This window comes from Niveispirillum fermenti, assembly GCF_048066175.1.
In the GTDB taxonomy this organism is placed as follows: Bacteria; Pseudomonadota; Alphaproteobacteria; order Azospirillales; family Azospirillaceae; genus Niveispirillum; species Niveispirillum fermenti.
In genome coordinates, this window is sequence record NZ_JBLTXA010000038.1 from 1 (window position 1) to 22,823 (window position 22,823).

The 22,823-nt window shown below is 66.7% G+C and carries 17 protein-coding genes, 1 pseudogene and 1 CRISPR repeat array; of the genes and pseudogenes, 11 read left to right on the top strand and 7 right to left on the bottom strand.

Annotated elements, in window-relative coordinates:
- The 5 genes and pseudogenes from ACM9LZ_RS22265 to ACM9LZ_RS22285 all read left to right on the top strand — a co-directional run.
- Positions 1–475, top strand: a pseudogene (locus ACM9LZ_RS22265) (spinster family MFS transporter); the annotation flags it as partial.
- On the top strand, positions 475–2,112 hold the full coding sequence (locus tag ACM9LZ_RS22270) for a carboxylesterase/lipase family protein (protein ID WP_416621726.1): 1,638 nt from the start codon (positions 475–477) through the stop codon (positions 2,110–2,112). The pseudogene ACM9LZ_RS22265 and the gene ACM9LZ_RS22270, both read left to right, overlap by 1 nt.
- On the top strand, positions 2,112–3,692 hold the full coding sequence (locus tag ACM9LZ_RS22275) for an AMP-binding protein (RefSeq protein ID WP_416621727.1): 1,581 nt from the start codon (positions 2,112–2,114) through the stop codon (positions 3,690–3,692). Before ACM9LZ_RS22270 ends, ACM9LZ_RS22275 begins: the two co-directional genes overlap by 1 nt.
- Before the next feature lie 62 nt (positions 3,693–3,754).
- The gene (locus tag ACM9LZ_RS22280) at positions 3,755–4,450 is read left to right on the top strand and encodes a TetR/AcrR family transcriptional regulator (protein ID WP_416621728.1); all 696 of its coding nucleotides are present in this window, start codon (positions 3,755–3,757) and stop codon (positions 4,448–4,450) included.
- A gap of 159 nt (positions 4,451–4,609) precedes the next feature.
- Positions 4,610–5,503, top strand: coding sequence for an SDR family NAD(P)-dependent oxidoreductase (locus ACM9LZ_RS22285; RefSeq protein ID WP_416621729.1), 894 nt, complete (start codon positions 4,610–4,612; stop codon positions 5,501–5,503).
- 100 nt (positions 5,504–5,603) lie between these two features.
- A CRISPR array of direct repeats spans positions 5,604–8,096; the repeat unit is 36 nt; unit sequence GCTTCAATGAGGCCCCGGCTTTTCAGCCGGGGAAAG.
- Positions 8,097–8,613: 517 nt separating this feature from the next.
- On the opposite strand, the gene ACM9LZ_RS22290 is transcribed toward ACM9LZ_RS22285, so the two are convergent.
- The 4 genes from ACM9LZ_RS22290 to ACM9LZ_RS22305 all read right to left on the bottom strand — a co-directional run bounded on the left by ACM9LZ_RS22290 (position 8,614) and on the right by ACM9LZ_RS22305 (position 13,544).
- Positions 8,614–9,633, bottom strand: coding sequence for an NAD(P)/FAD-dependent oxidoreductase (locus tag ACM9LZ_RS22290; protein ID WP_416621730.1), 1,020 nt, complete (start codon positions 9,631–9,633; stop codon positions 8,614–8,616).
- Positions 9,634–9,749: 116 nt separating this feature from the next.
- Positions 9,750–10,889 (bottom strand): lysine-2,3-aminomutase-like protein, encoded by a 1,140-nt coding sequence (locus tag ACM9LZ_RS22295; protein WP_416621731.1) that lies wholly within the window; start codon positions 10,887–10,889, stop codon positions 9,750–9,752.
- A gap of 166 nt (positions 10,890–11,055) precedes the next feature.
- Positions 11,056–11,556, bottom strand: coding sequence for a methylated-DNA--[protein]-cysteine S-methyltransferase (locus ACM9LZ_RS22300; RefSeq protein WP_416621732.1), 501 nt, complete (start codon positions 11,554–11,556; stop codon positions 11,056–11,058).
- Positions 11,557–11,729: 173 nt separating this feature from the next.
- Positions 11,730–13,544, bottom strand: coding sequence for a DUF885 domain-containing protein (locus ACM9LZ_RS22305; RefSeq protein WP_416621733.1), 1,815 nt, complete (start codon positions 13,542–13,544; stop codon positions 11,730–11,732).
- 477 nt (positions 13,545–14,021) lie between these two features.
- Between ACM9LZ_RS22305 and ACM9LZ_RS22310 the strand changes: the two genes are divergently transcribed.
- Both ACM9LZ_RS22310 and ACM9LZ_RS22315 read left to right on the top strand, forming a co-directional pair.
- Positions 14,022–14,516 carry an Hsp20 family protein gene (locus tag ACM9LZ_RS22310; RefSeq protein ID WP_416621734.1) on the top strand — a complete coding sequence of 165 codons (495 nt, stop codon included), beginning with the start codon at positions 14,022–14,024 and terminating at the stop codon, positions 14,514–14,516.
- Positions 14,517–14,634: 118 nt separating this feature from the next.
- Entirely contained in the window at positions 14,635–14,853 is a 219-nt protein-coding gene (locus ACM9LZ_RS22315; RefSeq protein WP_416621735.1) for a DUF1150 family protein, read from the top strand.
- A gap of 65 nt (positions 14,854–14,918) precedes the next feature.
- Here ACM9LZ_RS22315 and ACM9LZ_RS22320 read toward each other — a convergent pair whose 3' ends face one another.
- A complete protein-coding gene (locus ACM9LZ_RS22320) occupies positions 14,919–16,859 on the bottom strand; it encodes a Calx-beta domain-containing protein (protein ID WP_416621736.1) in 1,941 nt (646 codons plus the stop codon).
- Between the two features lie 336 nt (positions 16,860–17,195).
- On the opposite strand from ACM9LZ_RS22320, the gene ACM9LZ_RS22325 reads away from it, so the two are divergent.
- The 4 genes from ACM9LZ_RS22325 to ACM9LZ_RS22340 are packed head-to-tail and all read left to right on the top strand — an operon-like array spanning position 17,196 to position 21,010.
- Positions 17,196–18,110: an ABC transporter permease subunit gene (locus ACM9LZ_RS22325; RefSeq protein ID WP_445376650.1), complete on the top strand. Its 915-nt coding sequence runs from the start codon at positions 17,196–17,198 to the stop codon at positions 18,108–18,110.
- A gap of 4 nt (positions 18,111–18,114) precedes the next feature.
- Positions 18,115–19,419 carry a high-affinity branched-chain amino acid ABC transporter permease LivM gene (gene livM, locus ACM9LZ_RS22330; RefSeq protein ID WP_416621738.1) on the top strand — a complete coding sequence of 435 codons (1,305 nt, stop codon included), beginning with the start codon at positions 18,115–18,117 and terminating at the stop codon, positions 19,417–19,419.
- The gene (gene livG, locus ACM9LZ_RS22335) at positions 19,416–20,294 is read left to right on the top strand and encodes a high-affinity branched-chain amino acid ABC transporter ATP-binding protein LivG (RefSeq protein WP_416621739.1); all 879 of its coding nucleotides are present in this window, start codon (positions 19,416–19,418) and stop codon (positions 20,292–20,294) included. Before livM ends, livG begins: the two co-directional genes overlap by 4 nt.
- A 2-nt stretch (positions 20,295–20,296) precedes the next feature.
- Positions 20,297–21,010, top strand: a complete 714-nt coding sequence (locus tag ACM9LZ_RS22340) for an ABC transporter ATP-binding protein (RefSeq protein WP_416621752.1) — start codon at positions 20,297–20,299, stop codon at positions 21,008–21,010.
- Between the two features lie 20 nt (positions 21,011–21,030).
- Here the strand turns inward: ACM9LZ_RS22340 and ACM9LZ_RS22345 are convergent, their stop codons facing one another.
- Both ACM9LZ_RS22345 and ACM9LZ_RS22350 read right to left on the bottom strand, forming a co-directional pair.
- Positions 21,031–21,831 carry a hypothetical protein gene (locus tag ACM9LZ_RS22345; protein WP_416621740.1) on the bottom strand — a complete coding sequence of 267 codons (801 nt, stop codon included), beginning with the start codon at positions 21,829–21,831 and terminating at the stop codon, positions 21,031–21,033.
- On the bottom strand, positions 21,815–22,780 hold the full coding sequence (locus tag ACM9LZ_RS22350) for a 2-hydroxyacid dehydrogenase (protein ID WP_416621741.1): 966 nt from the start codon (positions 22,778–22,780) through the stop codon (positions 21,815–21,817). Before ACM9LZ_RS22350 ends, ACM9LZ_RS22345 begins: the two co-directional genes overlap by 17 nt.
- Positions 22,781–22,823: the final 43 nt, after the last annotated feature.

A 22,823-nucleotide genomic window follows, 5' to 3' on the forward strand; every position in this document is an offset into this window, starting at 1 on the left:
GATCGGCGTCAGCGCCGGCATGTATGTGTCGGGCCGGCTGATCGACCGTTATGCGCTGCGGTCCAAACAGGCCTATGCCCTGGTGCCGGCCGTGGGGCTGGCCATCGCCGTGCCCTTCTTCGTCGGCTTTGTCTGGGCGCCGGGCTGGGGATTGGCGCTGCTGTTCCTGGCCGTGCCCACCTTCCTCAATTATTTCTATCTGTCCCCGGCGGTCGCCCTGGTGCAGGAGGAGGTGCGGCCCAACCAGCGGGTGATGGCCGGCGCGCTGCTGCTGCTGGTCATGAACCTGATCGGGCTGGGGTTGGGGCCCACATATCTGGGGCTGGCCAGCGATTATTTCCGGGCCACCAACCCCGACAATTCCCTGCAACTCGCTTTCTACACGCTCGTGCCCTTCTACGTGCTCGCGGTGGCCCTGTTCCTGGTGCTGGCGCGCGTGCTGCGGAAAGAGGCGGGCAGGACCGGAGGCCGCTGATGCGTTTCCTTCCCCGACTGGCGGCCTGCGCGGCCGCCGCGTTCCTGACCGGCGGCGCCCTGGCCGCCGAGGCGCCGACGGTGCAGGCCCCGGCCGGCACGCTGGAGGGCCGGGCGGCCGGTGCTGTGGATGTCTTCATGGGCATTCCCTATGCCAGGCCGCCCGTGGGCCTGTTGCGCTGGAAGCCGCCCGCTGACCTGCCGGCCTGGGCCGGCGTTCGGTCCGCGGTGGAACCCGGTGCGGCCTGCATGCAGCCGCGCCCGCGGCAGGCCAGCATCTATGCCAACCCGCCCGCACGGATGGACGAGGACTGCCTGTTCCTGAACATCTGGGCCCCGCGGGGGGCCAAGGATGCGCCTGTCCTGGTCTGGGTCCATGGCGGATCGCTGACCGGCGGGTACGGGCATGAACAGGCCTATGATGGTGCGCGGCTGGCGGCCGAACAGGGGCTGATCGTCGTTTCCGTCAATTACCGGCTGGGCGTGCTGGGCTATCTGGCGCATCCGGCCTTGAGCGCGGAATCGCCCGACAAGGTGTCGGGCAATTACGGCCTGCTGGACCAGATCGCCGCCCTGCGCTGGGTCCGGCGCAATATCGGCGCCTTTGGCGGCGATGCCGGCAATGTCACGCTGGCGGGCGAGTCTGCCGGTGCGCTGTCCGTGATGTATCTGATGGCGGCCCCGGACGCGCGCGGCCTGTTCGCCAAGGCCATCGCGCAAAGCGCCTACATGATCTCCACCCCGGAATTGAAGGATGAGCGCTTCGGCACCCCGTCGGCGGAGATGATCGGCACCTATGTTGCCGGCACGCTGGGCGCCCCGACGCCCGCCGCCCTGCGCAACATGGATGCCGAAAAGCTGGTGGAGGGGGCGGCCAAGGCCGGCTATTTCCCGCTGGGCACCGTGGATGGCAAGGTCCTGCCCCGGCAACCGGTCGATAGTTTCGACCGGGGGGAGCAGGCGCCCGTTCCCCTTCTGGCCGGGTTCAACAGCGGGGAGATCCGGTCCCTGCGCTTCCTGGCCCCGCCCGTGCCGGCCAGCCCCGCCGCCTATGAGGCGGAAATCCGGAACCGGTATGGCGATCTGGCAGAGGCCTTCCTGCGGCTCTACCCGTCCGGCGACCTGGAGGAGAGCATCCTGGCCGCCCCGCGCGACGCGCTTTACGGCTGGACGGCCGAACGGCTGGCCAGGGCCCAGACGGCGCAGGGCCAGCCCGCCTATCTTTATTATTTCGACCATGGCTATCCGGAGGCCGATGCCAAGGGGCTGCATGCGTTCCACGCCGCGGAAATCCCCTATGTCTTCCGCACCACCGACCGCACCCCGCCCTATTGGCCGCGCGTGCCGGACACCCCGGCCGAACAGCGCCTGTCGGCCGCCATGAGTGGATATTGGGCATCCTTCGCCGCCACGGGCCGGCCGGCCGCGGCGGGGGAACCGGCCTGGGCGCCCTTCGGCGCGGAAGGCGCCTACATGGCGTTCCGCGGCACGCCGCAGCCGGGGACGGACCTGATGCCCGGCATGTTCGCCCTGCACGAGGAAACGGTGTGTCGCCGGCGCCTGACCGGCACCATGCCGTGGCACTGGAACACGGGCGTCGCCTCCCCCGTGCTTCCCGCCGGGGGGACGGGCTGCTGATGCTGGACGGATCGATGCAGGATTATGCGCTGACGCTGGACCGGTTCCTGCGCCATGCCGCCAAGTGGCATCCGCGGGCTGAACTGGTGACGGCGCAGGCCGATGGCGGCACGACCCGCACCACCTATGCCGCGCTGATGCAGCGCAGTCTGGCCGTTACCGGCCTGCTGGCCGGCATGGGGGTGGGGCGTGGCGACCGGGTGGCCACGCTGGCCTGGAACAGTCAGGCCCATGTGGAAGCCTGGTACGCCATCATGGGCATGGGGGCCGTGTGCCACACGCTGAACCCCCGCCTGACGGCAGCGCAACTGGCCGCCATGCTGGACCAGTCGCAGGCCCGCATCCTGATCGCCAGCGCCGATCTGCTGAGGCTGGTCCGGCAGGTGCTGGACCGGTCCCCCCGCATCGGCCGCGTGCTGGTGATCGACGGTGATATCGGCGGGCCGGGCGATCCGCGCCTGTCCGTGCTGTCGCCCGATCCCGCCATGGCCGTGCCGGCCGATGCCTGGGGCGGGTTCGCGGAGACAGCACCCTCGGGCCTGTGCTTCACCTCCGGCACGACGGGGGCGCCCAAGGGCGTCACCTACACCCACCGGTCCGGCTTCCTGCACACGCTGCGGCTTCTGCAGGCCGATGTCATGGCCATTTCGGGCCGGGATGCCGTGCTGACCATGGTGCCCATGTTCCATGCCAATGCCTGGGGCCTGCCCTTCGCCGTGCCCGCCGTCGGCGCCCGGCTGGTGCTGCCCGGCCGCCAGGCCGACGGGGCCAGCCTGGCCCGGCTGATCGCGGCGGAGGGGGTGACGATCGGTGTCGGGGTGCCCACCGTCTGGCTGGGGCTGGTGGAACATCTGGAAGCCACGGGCGAGCGCCTGCCCAGCCTGCGGCGCATCATCGTCGGCGGATCGCCGCTGCCGCCCGCCCTGATGGAACGGATCGAGGAGCGGCTGGGCGTCACCGTGCAGACAAGCTGGGGCATGACGGAACTGTCGCCCTGCGGCACCATGGCGCCGCCCGACGATCCCGACCGCCGGGCCGCCGTTTCCGGCCGGCCGGCCATCGGCGCCGATCTGCTGCTGACCGACGCGGACGGCCGCCCCCTGCCCGACCAGCGCGGGGCCGAAGGCCATCTTCGCGTCCGCGGTGCCGCCGTCATCGACCGTTATTTCGGACAGGAACAGAAGGCGACGGATGCCCGGGGCTGGTTTCCCACCGGCGATCTGGCCCGCATCGACGCGGATGGCAACCTGCTGATCACGGGCCGGGCCAAGGACCTGATCAAGTCGGGCGGCGAATGGATCAACCCGGCGGAGATCGAGGCCCTGATCGGCGCCCTGCCGGAGGTGTCGCTGGCCGCCGTCATCGGCCGCACCCACCCCAAATGGGGGGAACGCCCGCTGCTGCTGGTGGAGATGCGGGCCGGCGCCACGCTGGACGATGCCGCCCTGCTCGCCCCCCTGAAGGGGCGGGTCGCCCCCTGGTGGGTGCCCGACGCCGTGATCCGCCTGCCCGCCATGCCCCTGGCACCGACGGGCAAGATCGACAAAATTAGCCTGCGGGTTCAATATGGTGAGGATTGATACCCGGCGGGGCGGCGACGGCCGCCGCGCGGCACAAGCCGGGCTGGAGATGGAAAGATCGCGTGGTGTCTGAACAGGTGAAGTCCCGCCGTCGCTCGACCAAGGCCGAACAGCGGGCCGAGAAGATGGAGCAGATCCTCGACGAGGCGGAGTATCTCTTCTCCAAGCATGGCCTCTATGGCGTCACGCTGAAGGATGTGGCGCAGCGCGTGGGCGTTCACCACACGCTGCTGAACTATTATTTCGAGGACAAGAAGAAGCTGTTCGACGCCGTCTTCGCCCGCCGCGCCGCCGTGACCAGCGAGCGGCGCATGCGGGTGCTGGACGAGTACGAGGCGGCGACGGGCGGCAAGCCCACGGTGCAGGGCGCCCTGCACGCCTTCCTGGACACCGACCTGGACCTGTACATCGAAGGCGGCGAAGGCTGGAAGAATTATGCGGCGCTGAGCGCACAGGTGGCCAACACCCCGGAATGGGGCGCCGAACTGATGGATAATCATTTCGATCCCGTCGTGCTGCGCCTGATCGGCCTGCTGAAGAAGGCCCTGCCCGACTGCGCGGAAGAGGACATCTTCTGGAGCTACCATTTCGTGACGGGCGCGCTGCTGCTGACGCTGGCGCGGACCGGGCGCATCGACAAACTGTCGGGCGGGCTGTGCAAGTCTGACGATTTCGCCGCCATAAAGGCACGCATGGCCGCCTTCATGGCCGCCGGCTTCCTGGAAATCTGCAAGCCGCGGGGCGGGGCACCGGGCTGACCGGCCCCCTCCTTGCCCGGGCACATGCCCACGCCGCCGGCCAATGCGCGCGGTCCGGCGCCACGGCCGGCATGCACCCGGCAAAACATTCACTAACTTGTGAGTAAATCAAGACTGCCTTATACAGGCGGTCATCGGAACCGGGAGGAAGGATCAGCAATGTCACTGCAAGACCGTATTGCCATCGTCACGGGGGCCGGCGGCGGGCTGGGCCGCCAGCATGCGCTGTTCCTGGCGCGTCAGGGCGCCAGGCTTGTCGTCAATGATGTGCAGCAGGCGGCGGCCGATGCCGTGGCCGCGGAAATCCGCGCGGCGGGTGGCGAGGCGCTGGCCATCGCGGCGTCGGTGACCGACGAACAGGCCGTCGCGGCGCTGGTGCGGCAAGTGATGGCGCAATGGGGCCGTATCGACATCCTGGTGAACAATGCCGGCATCCTGCGCGACAAGAGCTTCACCAAGATGGAACTGGACGATTTCCGTCTGGTGGTCGATGTCCATCTGATGGGGGCGGTGATCTGCACCAAGGCGGTGTGGGAGATCATGCGGGCGCAGCGCCATGGCCGCATCGTGATGACCACATCCTCTTCCGGCCTGTACGGCAATTTCGGGCAGGCCAATTACGGTGCTGCCAAGATGGCGCTGGTCGGCCTGATGCAGACCCTGGCGATCGAGGGGGAAAAGCACGGTATCCGTGTCAACTGCCTGGCCCCCACGGCCGCCACGCAGATGACGCACGGCGTGCTGTCGGATGACAGCCTGCAAAGGCTGGACCCCGCCCTGGTCAGCCCCGGCCTGCTGGCGCTGACCGGCGACGACGCGCCCACCCGCATGATCCTGTGCGCCGGCGCCGGCCATTTCGCCGCCGCCAACATCACCCTGACCACGGGCCTGCATGTCGGCGCCGGGGCCGGGGCGGGCGAACAGGTGGCCACCAGCCTGCCCGCCATCACCGACCGGACGGGCGAGATCGTCCCCGCCTATGGCTTCGTCCAGGCCGAACGCGAACTGGCCAGCGCCGGCTGGCAACAACCCGTCGCCGCCACCACCCGATAAGCAGCACGGGGCCACACCCGACCGCCACACACCCGCCCTCCCCCGGCTTTGTAAGGCGGGGGAAGGCGGATCAGGCCATCGCTGACCTGCTGAATACCGGGCTTCAATGAGGCCCCGGCTTTTCAGCCGGGGAAAGTGGCGGACCATCGAGGCGGAATTGAAATCCGCCCCCTTGCTTCAATGAGGCCCCGGCTTTTCAGCCGGGGAAAGAGCGCAAGCCCTAGCGAGTGAGCGCGATGATTGCCGCATGCTTCAATGAGGCCCCGGCTTTTCAGCCGGGGAAAGCTACAGCCAGCGCGGTCTGCCCGTGTTCGGGAAGGAGTTGCTTCAATGAGGCCCCGGCTTTTCAGCCGGGGAAAGACTGCCACGCGACAGCAAGGTCACGGACGGACGTGCAGCTTCAATGAGGCCCCGGCTTTTCAGCCGGGGAAAGGCCATAGGGCGACTGCGACAGGCCGCCGGGCGGCAGGCTTCAATGAGGCCCCGGCTTTTCAGCCGGGGAAAGCAGGGCCTGGGCGTCGATCGGCGTTGTTTGCCCCGGCTCCGGCTTCAATGAGGCCCCGGCTTTTCAGCCGGGGAAAGAATGCTGTGTTCGCCCTGAACGGGCGGGTCTATGTGACGCTTCAATGAGGCCCCGGCTTTTCAGCCGGGGAAAGGATCTCGGGGTCCGGGTCCTCGTTGATGGTCTTGGCCTGCTTCAATGAGGCCCCGGCTTTTCAGCCGGGGAAAGAGGGGAGTTGCGCACCGTAGGGCCGCGCGTTCCCCGCTTCAATGAGGCCCCGGCTTTTCAGCCGGGGAAAGTCTGTGGCGTCTACCGTTCCGCCAAGCGGGCTACAAAAGGCTTCAATGAGGCCCCGGCTTTTCAGCCGGGGAAAGTGCGCGAAGGCGCCCACATCAGCGCGGCGGCGGCGGCCATGCTTCAATGAGGCCCCGGCTTTTCAGCCGGGGAAAGGGTCAGTTTTCCCAGTGACGCCAAGACCGGTTCCAAGAGCTTCAATGAGGCCCCGGCTTTTCAGCCGGGGAAAGTCGATGCGGCAATGACCTTTCTGACGGGTGCAATCCTGCTTCAATGAGGCCCCGGCTTTTCAGCCGGGGAAAGGGCATCCTTCGCAAACGGCGCCTAAGTGGTCATCTGCGCTTCAATGAGGCCCCGGCTTTTCAGCCGGGGAAAGATCGACATCCTGGCTGGGCAGAATCGTCTGACCGACGATGCTTCAATGAGGCCCCGGCTTTTCAGCCGGGGAAAGGAGCTAGCGACGACCATGGCAGAGCAAAATAATTTGCGCTTCAATGAGGCCCCGGCTTTTCAGCCGGGGAAAGTGTAAGCGACGTGTCGCCATGAACATGCGACCAATCACCGGCTTCAATGAGGCCCCGGCTTTTCAGCCGGGGAAAGAAGGACCAATCAAGAATATCTTCAGCGATGTACGGGGCGCTTCAATGAGGCCCCGGCTTTTCAGCCGGGGAAAGGATCTTAAATCGGTCGAACCCATTGTGTCCGAAATGGTGCTTCAATGAGGCCCCGGCTTTTCAGCCGGGGAAAGGCTGCAATCAACAAATTGGATACTGCACTAGACACCGCAGGCTTCAATGAGGCCCCGGCTTTTCAGCCGGGGAAAGCTGTTCGCGTCCATCGGACACGATATCGGGGAGGCCCGGCTGCTTCAATGAGGCCCCGGCTTTTCAGCCGGGGAAAGTCGTCAAAGGGATCGTCAGGACACCATCAAGGCCAAGAAGCTTCAATGAGGCCCCGGCTTTTCAGCCGGGGAAAGTTCTGCGGTCAGGGCCGCCAAGGCTCTCTCGTTCCGTAGCTTCAATGAGGCCCCGGCTTTTCAGCCGGGGAAAGATGCCGTCGCGGTCCAGTTGACCCTCGGCATCCCGAACCTGCTTCAATGAGGCCCCGGCTTTTCAGCCGGGGAAAGGGCACCAACGTCTCTGACGACTATCTGTCGGCCAACATGCTTCAATGAGGCCCCGGCTTTTCAGCCGGGGAAAGGTTCCAGCGCTTGACGCCCAACGCGCACAGCATGGCTGCTTCAATGAGGCCCCGGCTTTTCAGCCGGGGAAAGTTGCTGTAGCTGCCATTGAGGCGCCGGGACAGGGCCGGCCGGGCTTCAATGAGGCCCCGGCTTTTCAGCCGGGGAAAGTCGTTGAACTCTAACCTCTGTTTCTGCGCCTCCCTCGCTTCAATGAGGCCCCGGCTTTTCAGCCGGGGAAAGCTTGCCAAGACCGCCGTTCCGCGACACTCAAACTACGTTGCTTCAATGAGGCCCCGGCTTTTCAGCCGGGGAAAGCTCCTTTACGCGCATAGTGCATTGCGCACCCGGCCAGTGCTTCAATGAGGCCCCGGCTTTTCAGCCGGGGAAAGTCTATGTCGTCGTTTAGTCTGGTGATTTGCCAATCAGAGGCTTCAATGAGGCCCCGGCTTTTCAGCCGGGGAAAGGTCAGTTTCGGAAGATTATTCATGAACATTACTCCCAAAGCTTCAATGAGGCCCCGGCTTTTCAGCCGGGGAAAGCAGATCAACTTTGCCGCCACCGGCACGCTGGCCGTGCTGGCTTCAATGAGGCCCCGGCTTTTCAGCCGGGGAAAGGCCCCCCTGGGGAGGCCTTTGGAGGATAAAGGAAAGTTGCCGCTTTTGCGAGCGGGTCCGTGAAAGGGGCGGCAGAAGGCGGCCAGACCGGTTTCAATGGATTCACCATGTCCAAGAAATCAGGCGATTCCAAGCACTTGGCCTTCTGCGAGCGGGTCCCGGGATTTGCCGGGGTATCGAGCCGCTCGCAGAAGAGGCGGCAAACCGCCCGGCATGGCGCCGGTACCGCCTGATTTGGATATCAGGATATTCAGTACCATAATGACCAACGGCGACCAAGGGCGCCGCATCCGACCCTTGCCGGTTTCTTCCCCCCGCCTTTCCTTAAACCCCGTCCCCCTGGCGGGCGGGGGTCAGGGGCCGGGGCATCGGCGGGCAGGCCCGGCGGCGGCGGGTCCCCGCGTGCCCCCGGTGGGGAGGGAGGGCAACGGATGGCCCGGCACCACCGGCCCCATCATCGGCAAACCGGCAGCGCAGGGCCATGGCCCCCTTGCGGCAAGCCCCAGGCGGCGTTCCGTCAGGCGCCCGGCACGCCCTTGCTGGTGGAATATTCGAAATGCAGCGCCTGGTCGGGATGGACCAGCGGATGGATGGCGTGGGCCGCCATGGCCGCTTCGGCGAAGCCGCAGAGGATCAGCTTCAGCTTGCCCGGATAATGGGCGATGTCACCAATGGCGAAGATGCCGGCGGCACTGGTGGCCTGGGTGCGCTGGTCCACCAGGATATGACCCTTTTCCATGTCCAGGCCCCAATCGGCGATGGGGCCGAGATTCATGGCCAGCCCGAAGAAGGGCAGCAGCACATCGGCGTCCAGCACCTTTTCATGATTGTCCAGGTCAGCCACGCGCACGCCGGTCAGGCGGCCTTCCGTCCCTTCCAGGCCCGAAAGCTGATAGGGCACGACCATTTCCACCCGCCCCTGCTTCACCAGCGCATCCAGGCGGGACACGCTTTCCGGGGCGGCGCGGAATTTCGGCCGGCGATGCACGACCATGACATGGGCCGCCACCTCCGCCAGGCTGTTGGCCCAGTCGACGGCGCTGTCGCCGCCGCCAGCGATGACAACGCGCCGGCCCGCGAAATCCTGGCGCCGCTTCACCATATAGAACACACCCGTGCCCTCATAGGTTTCCAGCCCGTCCAGCGGCGGCTTGTTGGGGCCGAAGGCGCCGACGCCGGCCGCGATGATCACGGCGCGCGCGTCGATCACCGTGCCCTTGTCCGTGCCCACCCGCCAGCCGCCGGCAGTCTTCTCGACGGTCGTCACCTGCTGGCCCAGATGGTAGGTGGGGTTGAAGGGGGCCGCCTGCTCGGCCAGCCGGTCGACCAGATCGGCCCCGTCGATGGCCGGATGGGCCGGAATGTCGTAGATGGGCTTTTCCGGGTACAGCGCCGCACACTGCCCGCCCACCATGTCCAGCGCATCCACGACATGGGTGCGCAGCTTCAGCATGCCGCATTCGAAGATGGCGAACAGGCCCACGGGGCCGGCGCCGATGATGACGACATCGGTGGAATGGACATTGGTGGCGGTCATGGATCGATGCTCCCACGGGCGACAGGCGGCAGGGACCGTTTGGTGCCGCGTTTTAGGGCCGATGGCAAGTGCAGATGGGGGGATGCGGGCCTGCACCGCACTGCCGGCGCGCCCGCCTATCCCCGGTAATGGTGCCGGTGGCCGTGCGGGTCTTCCACCAGCCAGTCTTCCGGCCCCGCTGCGGCCCCGTCTTCCTCCCCAGCCCCATCCGCCTTCCCATCCGCCGTCCCGTCCGCACCCCCGGCGCGCGCGCCGGCGGCCGGCATCAGATAGGCGGCGCCCAGCGGCACCTTTCCGTGCCCGCCGGGAATATCCAGGATGTAGGTCGGCTGGCAGATGCCCGACAGGTCGCCGCGCAGCGCCTTGACCAGCGTCCGGCCTGCCGCCACGCTGGTGCGGAAATGCGAGGTGCCCTTGGCCAGGTCGCCATGGTTCAGATGATAGGGCTTGATGCGGTTGGTCACCATGGTGCGGAAGGTGCGGGCCAGCGTGTCCGCATCGTCATTGATGTCGCGCATCAGCACCGTCTGACCCAGCATGGGGATGCCGGCATCGACCAGCCGCGCCACGGCGGCCCGCCCATCCTCGGCAAATTCCTTCCAATGATTGGAATGCAGCACGACCCAGGTGGGGATGCGCCCGCCCTTCAGCGCCGCCACCATGTCCGCATCCACCCGCACCGGATCGACCAGGGGCACGCGGGTATGGATGCGGATGCTGCCCAGATGCGGGATGGCGTTCAGCCGGGCGATGATCGCCCCCATGCGGCGGGGGGACAGGATCATGGGATCGCCGCCCGTCAGGATCACCTCCCATATCTCCGCATTCCCCGCGATATAGGCGATGGCCCGGTCCAGTTCGTCTGCGGTCAGCGCGTCGGCCCCCGGCCCCACCATTTCGCGCCGGAAACAGAAGCGGCAATAGACGGGGCAGGCATGGACCGGCTTCAGCAGCACCCGGTCCCTGTAGCGATGCACGATGCCCTTCACGGGCGTGAAGGGATCATCGCCGATCGGATCGGCCAGTTCCGTTTCCTGGATGTCCAGTTCGCGCGGATCGGGCAGGAACTGCCGCGCCACGGGGTCGTTCGGGTCGGCCGGGTCGATCAGGTCGGTCATGGCCGGCGTGACGGCCACGGCGAACTGCGCGGCGACCTGTTCCAGCACCGGCAGGCCGGCGGCATCGGCCAGCCCGCGATCGGCCAGATCGCGGACATGGCGAAGGGTCTTGGGACGGGGGGCGGTGTCGCGGGGCATGATGGCGCCTATGGGCGCCAGACCGGCCCCGTCTGTCAAGGCCGCCCGGCCCGGATGCTGCCATGGCGCACCCTCATGGCGCGCACCCTGATGGCGCGCACCCTGATGGCGTGTCCCCTCAGGGCCCCGGCCGCCGCGTCCGTTCGCACGGCCCCGACCGGGGCGGCTATCGCGCACCCTCGTGACGCAGCAGCCATTCCTTGCGGTGCAGGCCGCCGCCATAGCCGGTCAGCGACCCGTCGGCCCCGATGACGCGGTGGCAGGGCACGACGATGGCGATGGGATTGGCCCCGTTGGCCAGACCCATGGCCCGTACCGCCCGGGGCCGGCCGACGCGGACCGACATCGCGCCATAGCTGACCGCCTGTCCCGCCGGCACATGGCGCAGTTCCGACCAGACGCGCCGCTGGAAATCCGTGCCATTGGTGGCCGTGGGCAGGGCATCGACGGCCGTCAGGTTCCCGCCGAAATAGGCCTCCAGCGCCTGGCGCACGGGCGAGGGCACGGGGCCGTCGCCCAGGTCGACCATCCCGTAATGCCGGCGCAGCAGCCGGTCCATGCGGGGTCGGTAATCCTCGAAATCCAGGGCGCGCAGGGTGCCTTCCCCATCGGTGACGATCAGGGCCGTGCCGATGGGGGTGGAAAGGGTGGAAAGGGTCAGTCGCATCGCAAAGCCTCCGGACGGGGGGGGCAAAAGGCCAAAGGGGCAAGGAAACAGCCCCGACCATAGACCCAACCCGCCCGTTCCTCTGGCGGTTATCGGACCTGGAGGCGAAAGGGATTTGATGAAACCATCAAACAATCCCCGCCATCCAGGCCGATTATCCCATTATACCCCTTTCAGGACTTGGACCAAGCCTCAACCTGCTCCGCCAGAAGCGGCAGGGGCAGGCGGCCATTGCGCAGCACCGCGTCATGGAAGCCGCGTATGTCGAACCGGTCGCCCATGCGCCTGCGGGCGGCTTCCCGCAGCTCCAGGATCTTGATCATGCCGATCTTGTAGCTGGTGGCCTGGCCCGGCCAGCCGATATAGCGGTCGACCTCCCGCGCGGCCCCGCCCGTCTCCATCGGCGTGTTCGCGACGAAATAATCGATGGCCTGCTGCCGGTCCCAGCGCTTGGCATGCAGGCCGGTATCGACCACCAGCCGCACAGCCCGCCACAATTCGGCGCTCAGGCGGCCGAAATCGCTGTAGGGGTCCTGGAAGAAGCCCATCTCCTTGCCCAGCAGTTCCGCATAAAGCGCCCAGCCCTCGCCATAGGCGGAATAGCCGCCGCCGAATTTCTGGAAATCGGGCACGCCGGGCAGTTCCTGGGCGATGGCCACCTGCATGTGATGGCCGGGAATGCCCTCGTGATAGGTCAGGGTTTCCAGCCCATAGCGCGGCCGGGCGCGGATATTGGACAGGTTGGCATAGAAGATGCCGGGCCGCGACCCGTCGGGCGAGGGTGCGTTGTAGAAGGCGCCGGGGGTGGATTTCTCGCGGAACGCCTCCACGGCCCGCACCTCCATGGGGGCCTTCGGCTTCAGGTTGAAGACATCGTCCAGCCTTGCCCGGATGGCATCGGTATATTCCAAGGCCTGGCGCAGATAGGCTTCCCGCCCCTCCGGCGTATCCGGGAAATAGAACCGGTCCTCCTTGCGCGTATGGTCGAAGAAATCCTGCAGGCTGCCCGTGAAATTCACCTGGCGCATGATGGCGTGGATTTCCCCATGGATACGCTTCACCTCCGCCAGGCCGGTTTGATGCACCTCCGCCGCCGTCAGCGGCAGGGAGGTCCAGCGCTTCAGGCAGGAAGCATAGAAGGCCTGGCCTTCGGGCAGGCGCCAGGCGCCATGATCCGGGTTGGACCGCGGGGCCGCTTCCTGCAGCCAGGTGATCAGCGCCCGATAGGCCGGCGCCACGCCGGTCAGCATGGCATCCTGTGCCGCGGCCGTCAGGTCGGCCCCCTCTTCCGCGGGCAGGGCCAGCTTTTCGATCTTGGTGCGGATATCGGCGTAAAGCGGGGCTTCCGCCGCGGCATCGGCCTGGAACGGCCGGCCCGTGATCTGGTTGCGGCAGGTGGCGATCAGGTCGGGGAAGAAATAGCGCGGCGGCAGGATGCCCGCCTGCTCCGCCAGGCGCAGCCGTTCCAGCAACTGCCCGAAATAGCGCGGGAATTGCCGCAGGCGCGCGATATAGGCCTGCGCATCCGACCGGCTTTCCACCTTGTGCTGGTTGATGAGCTGCACGGGCAGGTTCGTATGCGGCCCGCCGACCAGGGTCAGCGGATATTGATGGTGGCGCCAGCGGAAATCATCGATGGCGTCCTGTCCCCGTTCCCGGAACAGCCGGGCATAGAGGCGGGCGGTCGGCGACAATTGTGCGTCGGGAAAATCGCGGGCCAGCCGCGCCAGGTCGGCTCGCACCTGCTCCCTGTCGGCACTGGCCCGCGCCTCGCTGATATCATCGAGCTGGTCATAGCCGGTTTTGCGCCCAAGCTGCATGGCGCGCAGCGGACGGGCCGCCACATCGCGTTCGAAACATTCGGCGAAGAAGGCATAAAGCGCCGCGTCGGCGGTGCCCTCACCCTCCCCGGCCAGGGCGGGCAGGGGCAGGAGGGCCAGCGCGGCGGTGCCACCGCCAAGGGCCAGAAGATGTCGGCGAGAGATCATGGAACGGCTACCCGTTTATTATGCGTGTCCGAAGGAAACAGGGGACCCGCTTTTACCCTGCCGGGTCAAGGCCGCGCATGGGTCACCCTGCCGCTGCCGCCCATGGAGGGCGACGTGCAGCGCGCCCGGCAGGCCCCGGCCACCGCTGGCAAGACCCGTTGCCGCAACCCTGGCAGGGGGGTGGCCGTCAAAAACGGCCTTGTCGAATTTCTGCCTAATTTTTAGTCATTTCCGGGACTCCACCCGATGCCAAGGCGCGAATCACCCGCACCCACAGACTTATCCACAGATTCTGGGGATGGCACCCGGCCGGGGTTCCGAACCGGTCCGGCAGGCGCCGATGAAAGTCCCTTGCCTTGATCGACGGCGCGCAATACCCATCTAAGGTCGATGAAGGTTGCGGACGGTGCCTTTTACGGGCCGGCTGCACCGACGGGGATGACCCCGGACCAGCTCGATCAAGAGGGGACCTGCAACGTGACGACCCGCCTGTCGCTGTTCAACAGCCCGTTCCTGCTGGGCTTCGACCAGTTCGAACGCACGCTTGACCGTATCGCCAAGAACGCCAACGAGGGCTATCCGCCCTACAATATCGAACAGACGGCGGAAGACGGGCTGCGCATCACGCTGGCCGTGGCCGGTTTCACGGCCGACGACCTGCAGGTGCAGATGGAGGACAACCAGCTTGTCATCCGTGGCAAGCAGACGGACGACAAGAACCGGCTGTACCTGCATCGCGGCATCGCCGCCCGCCAGTTCCAGCGCAGCTTCGTGCTGGCCGACGGGATCGAGGTGGTGGGCTGCAACATGGATAACGGCCTGCTGCATGTCGACCTGCGCCGGCCCATCCCGGAACCCAAGGTGCGGACCATCAAGATCGGCACCGCCGGCGGCGAGAATGGCGAAGGCCAGCGCCCCCGCACCATCGATGTGTCGCCCGACCCCGTGGCGGCCCAGAAGCGGGGCGAATGACGGCCCGGGATTTTTGCGCCGTAAACCATATTTCAACGCTTGGTCGCCTTAATGGAAGGAACAGCCGTTCCCGTCCCGCCAGGGGGGAATACCAAGCGTATCCGGAGCAGTGGCCGACATGAACCCGACCATCCAGTACCTGCGGCGGTTGAGCCCCAAGGATTTCGCGGCCTTCGGCGTGAACGATCTGGCCTATGTGAAACCGGCAGAGCAGGAAGGCCGTACCGGCTTTGCCATCCATGCGGCCGACGGCACCATGCTGACCTTCGTGGACCGGCAGGACGTGGCCTTCGCCACGGTGCGCCAGCACGATATGGAACCGCTCAGCCTGCAATAAGCCGCGACCGCCGTGGTGTGGGGACTTCCCCCGCCTGCCACGGCGGCCAATCCGGCCAGCCCCCGTCAGGCCAGGCCCAGCCAATCGGCATCCACGGTGGCGGCACGCCCCTCGCGGTAGCCGAAGATCAGGAAATGCTCGACCATGCTGAGGTCGGTGGCCGCCAGATCCGGGTTGGCCGCGCGATAGGCCTGACTGTCGAACCAGGCGCTGGCATCCCGCCCTTCATCGATGCCGAAATGCAGCCAGTGGGACAGTGCCGCCCGCGCGTCGGTGCCGAAGGCCGCCGTCAGGTCGGCATGGGTCGCCAGGTAATAATCCGCATTGAACAGGATGTTGGGCGCCCGCCCTTCATACCGGCCGAATGCCTCCCAATGCTCCCGCCCGCTGCTGATATAGCCGTTGGAAATCGCCTCCGCGACGTCGGGATTCTGGTTGCGATAGAAGGTCTCGTCCACCAGGTTGATTTCCATCCGGCCTTCATTGATCCCGAACCGGGTCCAATGGTCATAGCCATTGACGAAGATCCCCGCCTCCACGGCGGCGGCCACATCGGGGTTGAAGGCAAGATAGGCCTGTTCGTCATACCGCTCCACCGCCTGCATCAGAACCGTGAAATGGGCCGTGCGGTCGAAGACCAGCACCTCCACATTGCTGACCAGATCGGTGCCGTCCGGTGAACCGGCGCGGTCGTCACGTACTTCCAGCACGCCATGCCCCTGATGGGTCAGCGTATACTGGTCGCGCTGGCCGCTATAGATGGCGGCATCCACGCCCCGGCCGCCATCGATCCGGTCATTCCCGGCCCCGCCGGTGATGATGTCATCCCCGCCATTGCCCTGGATCGTGTCATTGCCCGCACCGCCGCGGATGAATTCGGGCCCGTCGGTGCCCGTCAGCAGATCGTCGCCGCCGGTGCCCTGGATCAGGTTGTCGGCGTCGTCATCGATGATGGTGACCGTGCCGCTGAGCTGGTCCTCCCCGTTTTCAAACAGGGCGCCCTTCAGGCCCGACAGCTCGACCTTGAATGTCTCCGGCCCTTCCGGAACAAGGTCGCCATGGACGGCCACGGACAAGGTGACAGAGGTCTGACCGGCGGGAATGGTCATGACACCGCCCTGTGGCTGGTAATCGACCCCGTCCGTCGCCGTGATGCCCGCCATATGGTAAGTCAGCGTCACGGCATAGGGAACGGCCGACGACAGGCTGACAATGACCGGCGTGAAGACCTGACCCGCATCCCCTTCGACCACATCGGCAACCGAAAGGGCGACGGTCGGCAGCGCGAAGGCATCGGCATCGGGATTGGGTTCCGTCAGGAAGCCGGAAACATCAACATCGCCCGGCAAGGGCTGATATTGGAACTGGTATTGCCCCCTGATCGCGGCCGGATCATCCGTGCCGTAGTAATTGTTCCGTGCATTGGCGATGTGCGCCAATGTCTGGAAGTTGATCGCGACATCGGCATAGAAATTGTTTCCGGCGATATCGACCTCTCCATTGGACCCGATGGACAGCATCCGGCCATTGAAGGGTTCCAGGAACAGGTTGTCGGTGATGCTGACGGAACTGGACGCGGTGCCACCCAGGATTTGTATCGGATAGCTGCGGATGAAGGCGTTGTTGTGCAGGACGACGTCATTTTCCGTCGCGTCGATGGAGAGAACACCGCCCGTCCGGCTGTAGAAGATGGTGTCGATGAACACCGAATCGGTGATCGACGCGGCACCGCCACCGATAGCCCTGCTGATGGTTCCGCCTTCGAAGATCGCGTGTGACACATCCAGCGGCGAGGCAGCATAGGCCCAACTGGTGATCTCGACATCGACCAGGCGAACCGGGTCTTCCGCCGTGCCGGCAATGCGGACGTCACCCTGGGCGATGCTGCCGCCTTCCAGGGTTACCCCCGGCCCGATGGTCAGCTTGTGACCATTCAACACGAAATCCGTATCCGTGTATGTGCCGGCCGAGAGGATTGTATCCTCGGTCAGGGTGATCGTTGTCATCTGGCAGTTTCCTCGTAGAAGGCCGTGGAACCACGGACGAAGGGCTTTCCCGCCCCCCCCGATATCGCGGCTGGCTGGACCGCCAGAATAGCACTGGTGAGGCGGAAACATAAGCAACTTTTTAACTACTATGTGCATTACTGTAGATCACGTACTACCTGCATAGGTCCCCGGCGGCAAAAAACACACCTAAACCCAACCAAAACAAGGCCTCCGCGGGCTTGATGCGGGGCTTGGGGTCCGTTACCGTTGCGCAACCTTCGCCAGCCAAGCCCCCACGGGGACAAGAAAGGGGCGGCGGGCGTGATCGGACGGGGACATATGGACGCATCGGCACTGGGGACGTTTCTCCAATTCCTCATCAATGGGCTGGCCTTGGGGTCCATTTATGGGTTGATCGCCATCGGCTACACGATGGTCTACGGCATCATCCGCATGATCAATTTCGCCCATGGCGAGATTTATATGATCGGCGCCTTCGTGGCGGTCACCACCTTCTCCATCCTGGCGGGTGCCGGGGTGACATCGGTGCCCCTGGCGCTGCTGCTGGTGCTGCTGATCGCCATCGCCTTCACCGCCGCCTATGGCTGGACGGTGGAGCGGGTCGCCTACCGGCCCCTGCGCGGGGCGCCCAAGCTGGCGCCGCTGATCAGCGCCATCGGCATGTCGATCCTTTTGCAAAACTATGTGATGCAGACGCAGGGCGCACGGCCCAAGCCGCTGGCCCCCGTCATGAATGGCGGCGTCACCCTGTGGCAGGGGGACGGGTTCGCCGTCAATATCTCCTATATCCAGCTTTTCATCATTCTGCTGACCGTCACCCTGATGGTGGGCTTCACCCAGTTGATCGGCCGCACCGCCCTGGGCCGTGCCCAGCGGGCATGCGAGCAGGACCGCACCATGGCCGGCCTGCTGGGCATCAATGTCGACCGGACCATCAGCCTGACCTTCGTCATGGGGGCAGCACTGGCCGCCGTGGCCGGCGTGCTGGTCACCATGTATTACGGGGTGATCGATTTCTATATCGGCTTCCTGGCCGGGATGAAGGCCTTCACGGCTGCCGTGCTGGGCGGCATCGGCAGCCTGCCCGGCGCCATGCTGGGCGGCTTGCTGATCGGCCTGATCGAGGCGCTGTTCACCGGTTACATCTCCGGTGCCTACAAGGATGTCGCCTCCTTCTCCGTGCTGATCCTGGTGCTGGTCTTCCGGCCCACGGGCCTGCTGGGCCGCCCCGATATCGAGAAGGTGTGAGACCATGACCACACTCTTCCGGATTGACACGCACGCAAGGGACAGCATCGTTGCCGCCCTGCTGGCCATGGTCCTGGCCGTGCCCTTCATCGGGCTGTACACGGTTTCCACCGATCAGGGGCTGGTGGTGCAGACCCGCTGGGCATGGGTCGGCTGGGCCGGGCTGGCCGTGCTGGCCGGCCGCTTCCTGCTGGGCCTGGCCCGCGACGCACTGGCCGCCCGCCGCAAAAGCCGGCCAGGCCCGGCCACGGGCGCCGGCGCCGGCACCAAGGCGCGGGATGCGCTGGTCGCCAAGCTGGCGCGGGGCTTCGGCTTCGGCATTGCGCTTTTCGCCGTCACCCTGCCCTTCATGCCCTTTTCCGACCGCTACATCATGGATCTGGGCACCACGGTGCTGATCTATGTGCTGCTGGGCATGGGGTTGAACGTCACGGTGGGGCTGGCCGGGCTGCTGGATCTGGGCTTCGTGGCCTTCTATGCCATCGGCGCCTATTCCTTCGCCCTGTTGTCCACAGGGCTGGGGCTGGGTTTCTGGACCTGCCTGCCGCTGTCCGGGCTGATCGCGGCCCTGTTCGGCGTGCTGCTGTCGCTGCCCATCCTGCGGCTGCGCGGTGATTATCTGGCCATCGTGACGCTGGGCTTCGGAGAGATCACCCGCATCGTGATCCTGAACTGGCAGGGTTTCACGGGTGGGCCCGCCGGTGTTTCCGGCATCCCGCGGCCCACCCTGTTCGGCATGTCGTTCGACCGCCGGCCGCCGGACGGCCTGGCCTCCTTCCACGAGGTGACGGGGATCGGTTTTTCCAGCGAGCACCGGCTGATCTTCCTCTACCTGATCGCACTGGCCCTGGTGCTGGTGGCCGCCTGGACCATCAACCGGCTGCGGGCGCTGCCCGTGGGCCGGGCGTGGGAGGCGCTGCGGGAGGATGAGATCGCCTGCCGGTCGCTGGGCATCAATCCCACGGCATCGAAGGTGTCGGCCTATGCCATCGGCGGCATGCTGGGCGGCTTCGCGGGCTGCTTCTTCGCGGCGCGCCAGGGATTCGTGTCGCCGGAAAGCTTCGGCTTCATCGAAAGCGCGCTGATCCTGGCCATCGTCGTGCTGGGCGGCATGGGCAGCCAGATCGGCGTGGTCATCGCGGCATTGTTCATCGTGCTGCTGCCCGAGGTGGGGCGCGAGTTCGCAGACTTCCGCATGATCGTCTTCGGCATGGCCATGATCGCCATCATGGTCTGGCGGCCGGGTGGGCTGCTGTCGCAGCGCGCCCCCACCATCCGCCTGTCCAGCCGGAAGGGAGCCGGAGCATGACCAGCATTTCGCCTCCGCCTCCCCCCCTGCTGACGGTCAGCGGGCTGACCATGCGCTTCGGCGGCCTGGTGGCCGTGGACGGGGTCGACCTGACGGCCGAGACCAACCGCATCACGGCCCTGATCGGCCCCAACGGCGCCGGCAAGACCACGATCTTCAACTGCCTGACGGGCTTCTACAGGCCGACCGCCGGACAATTGACCCTGAACCGGCCCGGCCGGGCGCCCGTGTCGCTGCAGACCCTGCCCGGTTACCGGGTGGCGCGGCATGGTGTGGTACGCACCTTCCAGAATATCCGCCTGTTTCCGCGCATGACGGTGCTGGAAAACCTGCTGGTGGCCCAGCATGTCGGGCTGATGGGCAAATCGGCCATGGGCATCGCGGGCCTGCTGGGCCTGTCGGGCTGGCGCCGGGCGGAACGGGCTGCCGTGGAGCGGGCCCGGTTCTGGATCGACCGGCTGGACCTGTCACCGGTCGCGGACGAGGAGGCGGGCAATCTTTCCTACGGCGTGCAGCGCCGTGTGGAGATCGCCCGCGCCATGAACACGAACCCGCAGCTGCTTTGCCTGGACGAGCCGGCGGCCGGCCTGAACCCGCGGGAGACGGCGGCACTGGGCGAGCTGTTGCAGGGCATCCGGGCCGAGTTCGGGATCGGCGTGCTGCTGATCGAACATGACATGAGCCTGGTGATGGGCATTTCCGACCGTATCCATGTGGTCGAGTATGGCCGCAAGATCGCCGAGGGCACGCCCGACGAGATCCGCACGGATGAGCGCGTGATCAAGGCCTATCTGGGCGAGCCGGACGAGGAGGAACTGCCCCCCGCCATCGCCCACGATCTGGCCGGCACCGAAAGCGGGGGGGACCGGGCATGAGCCTGCTGCAACTGACGGGGGTCCGCACGAACTACGGCCCCATCGAGGCGCTGCGCGGCGTCGATGTGCGTGTGGAGCAGGGGGAGATCGTCACCCTGATCGGCGCCAACGGGGCCGGCAAGTCGACATTGCTGATGACCATCTGCGGCCAGCCCAGGCCGGCCGCCGGCACCATCGCCTTCGATGGGCGGACCATCAACGACCTGCCCCCACACGAAACGGCCAAGCTGGGCATCGCCCAGGTGCCGGAAGGGCGGCGCATCTTCCCGCGCATGACCGTGTTCGAGAACCTGCAGCTGGGGGCCACGCTGGGCCAGCCGGCGCATTTCGACGAGGATGTGGCCTATTGCCTGGATCTGTTCCCCATCCTGGCCAAACGGCGGGACCAGCGGGCGGGCACCCTGTCGGGCGGGGAACAGCAGATGCTGGCCATCTCACGCGCGCTGATGAGCCGGCCGCGCCTGCTGCTGCTGGACGAGCCGTCGCTGGGGCTGGCCCCGCTGGTCATCCGGCGCATCTTCGATGTCATCGCCGACCTGAACCGGACACGCGGCATGACCATCCTGCTGGTGGAGCAGAACGCCTACCATGCGCTGAAGCTGGCCCACCGCGCCTATGTGCTGGCCCAGGGGCTGGTGGTGCTGGAAGGCGGCGGTGCCGAACTGCTGGCCAATCCGGAGGTGCGCGCCGCCTATCTGGAGGGGGGCGCGCACTGAGCGCGCCCACCCGGCACCCGTCAGACAACCCGCCGCCTTTCATCCAGATGCAGGGTCAGATCCGCCCGGCCGGGCATTTCGGCCAGGATATGCCGGGTCAGCCGTTCATAGAACTGGATGAAGCCGGCAATCTGTTCATCGCTCATCGTCGTGTCGGTGGGCCTGCCCTCGGCCCGCATTGTGCGGCGCAGGCCTTCCTCCTGCTCGATCCGCCAGTCGCGGACGATGGCGAAGCCAGGGGCGGCCAGCATGACCAGCGCATCGATCCGACCGAACAGGCGCTGGTAATCCCCGGCCAGGGCCGCGTTCACATGGCGCCGCCAGCCCCCGTCCGCGTCGTGGGTCCGTTCCAGGTCGTTGACCGGTTCGGCCAGGGCCGTCGCGTCCTGCGGCAAGGCCCCCACGCACCAGCCCTCGAACAGGACCACATCGACCGGGCCGTCGACCAGGACCGGTTCGGCCGCCCTAGTATCGGCCGCCTTGTCGAAGCGCGGCAGCGGCACGGGCCCCGGCCGCGCCAGCCCGTCCAGCACCGCCAGCCCCAGGGCCACATCATGCGTGCCGGGCACACCGCGCGTGGCCAGCAGCGGATGAACCTCCCGGGCCCGTTCCTGCCGCTCCGCCCGGGTCAGGTAAAGGTCGTCCAGCGACAGCACGGCCACGCGCAGGCCTGCCGCCATCAGCCGGGCCGCCAGCCCGTCGGCCAGCGTGGACTTGCCGCTGCCCTGCGCACCGCAAATGCCCAGCACGAAGGGCCGCCGGGCCGTGGCCGCCATCGCCGTGCGCAGCAGGGCTTCTACCCGGTCAAGCGACGCGGTCATGCGGAACCTCCCCGGCGAAGAACCGTTCCAGATTGGCCGCCACGCGCATGCCCATGGCGATGCGGGTTTCCCGCGTGGCGCTGCCCAGATGCGGCAGCAGTACGGCGTTGGGCAGATCGACCAGGGCCGGGTTCACGGCCGGCTCCCCCTCGAACACGTCCAGGCCGGCCGCCGCGATGGTGCCATCCTTCAGGGCGGCTGCCAGATCATCCTCCTTCACCACCGATCCGCGCGCCGTGTTGACCAGAATGGATGTGGGCTTCATGCGGGCCAGCAGGCCGGCATCGACCAGATGCCGCGTCGCCGGCCCGCCGGGGCAGTGCAGCGACAGCACGTCCGATGTGGCCGCCAATTCCTCCAGGCTGCCGACATGCACGGCGTCCAGCGTCGCCTCCACGGCCGGATCGGCGCGGCGGCGGCTGTGATAGGCGATGGACAGGCCGAAGGCACGGGCCCGCGCGGCCGTGGCCTGGGCGATCCGGCCGAATCCGACCAGCCCCAGCCGCTTGCCCGCCAGCCCCTGGCCCATCAGGTGGGTGGGCCGCCAGCCCGTCCATCGCCCGGCGCGCAGTTCGCGCTCCCCCTCCCCCGCCCGGCGGCTGGCCATCAGCATCAGCAGGATGGCCAGATCGGCCGTGGCATCGGTCAGCACATCGGGCGTGTTGGTGACGATGATGCCCGCCGCCTTCGCCGCCGCAAGATCGATATGCTCGAACCCCGCCCCGTAATTGCCCAGCATCCGCAGGCGCGGGGCGGGCACGGACAGGATGGCGGCCCCGATCCGGTCGGTGACGGTGGGGCAGATGGCGTCATAGTCACCCATGGCCCGGACCAGTTCCGCTTCTGTCAGCGGCCGGTCGTCGGGATCGACAGTGACGTCGTACCGCTCGCGCAGATACGTCTCCACGGCTTCGGGCCAGCGGCGGGTGAGCAGGATCCTGGGCGGCATGAAGGCTCCGTTTGGGTGACCGGGCGAAAACCCTGGCGCCATC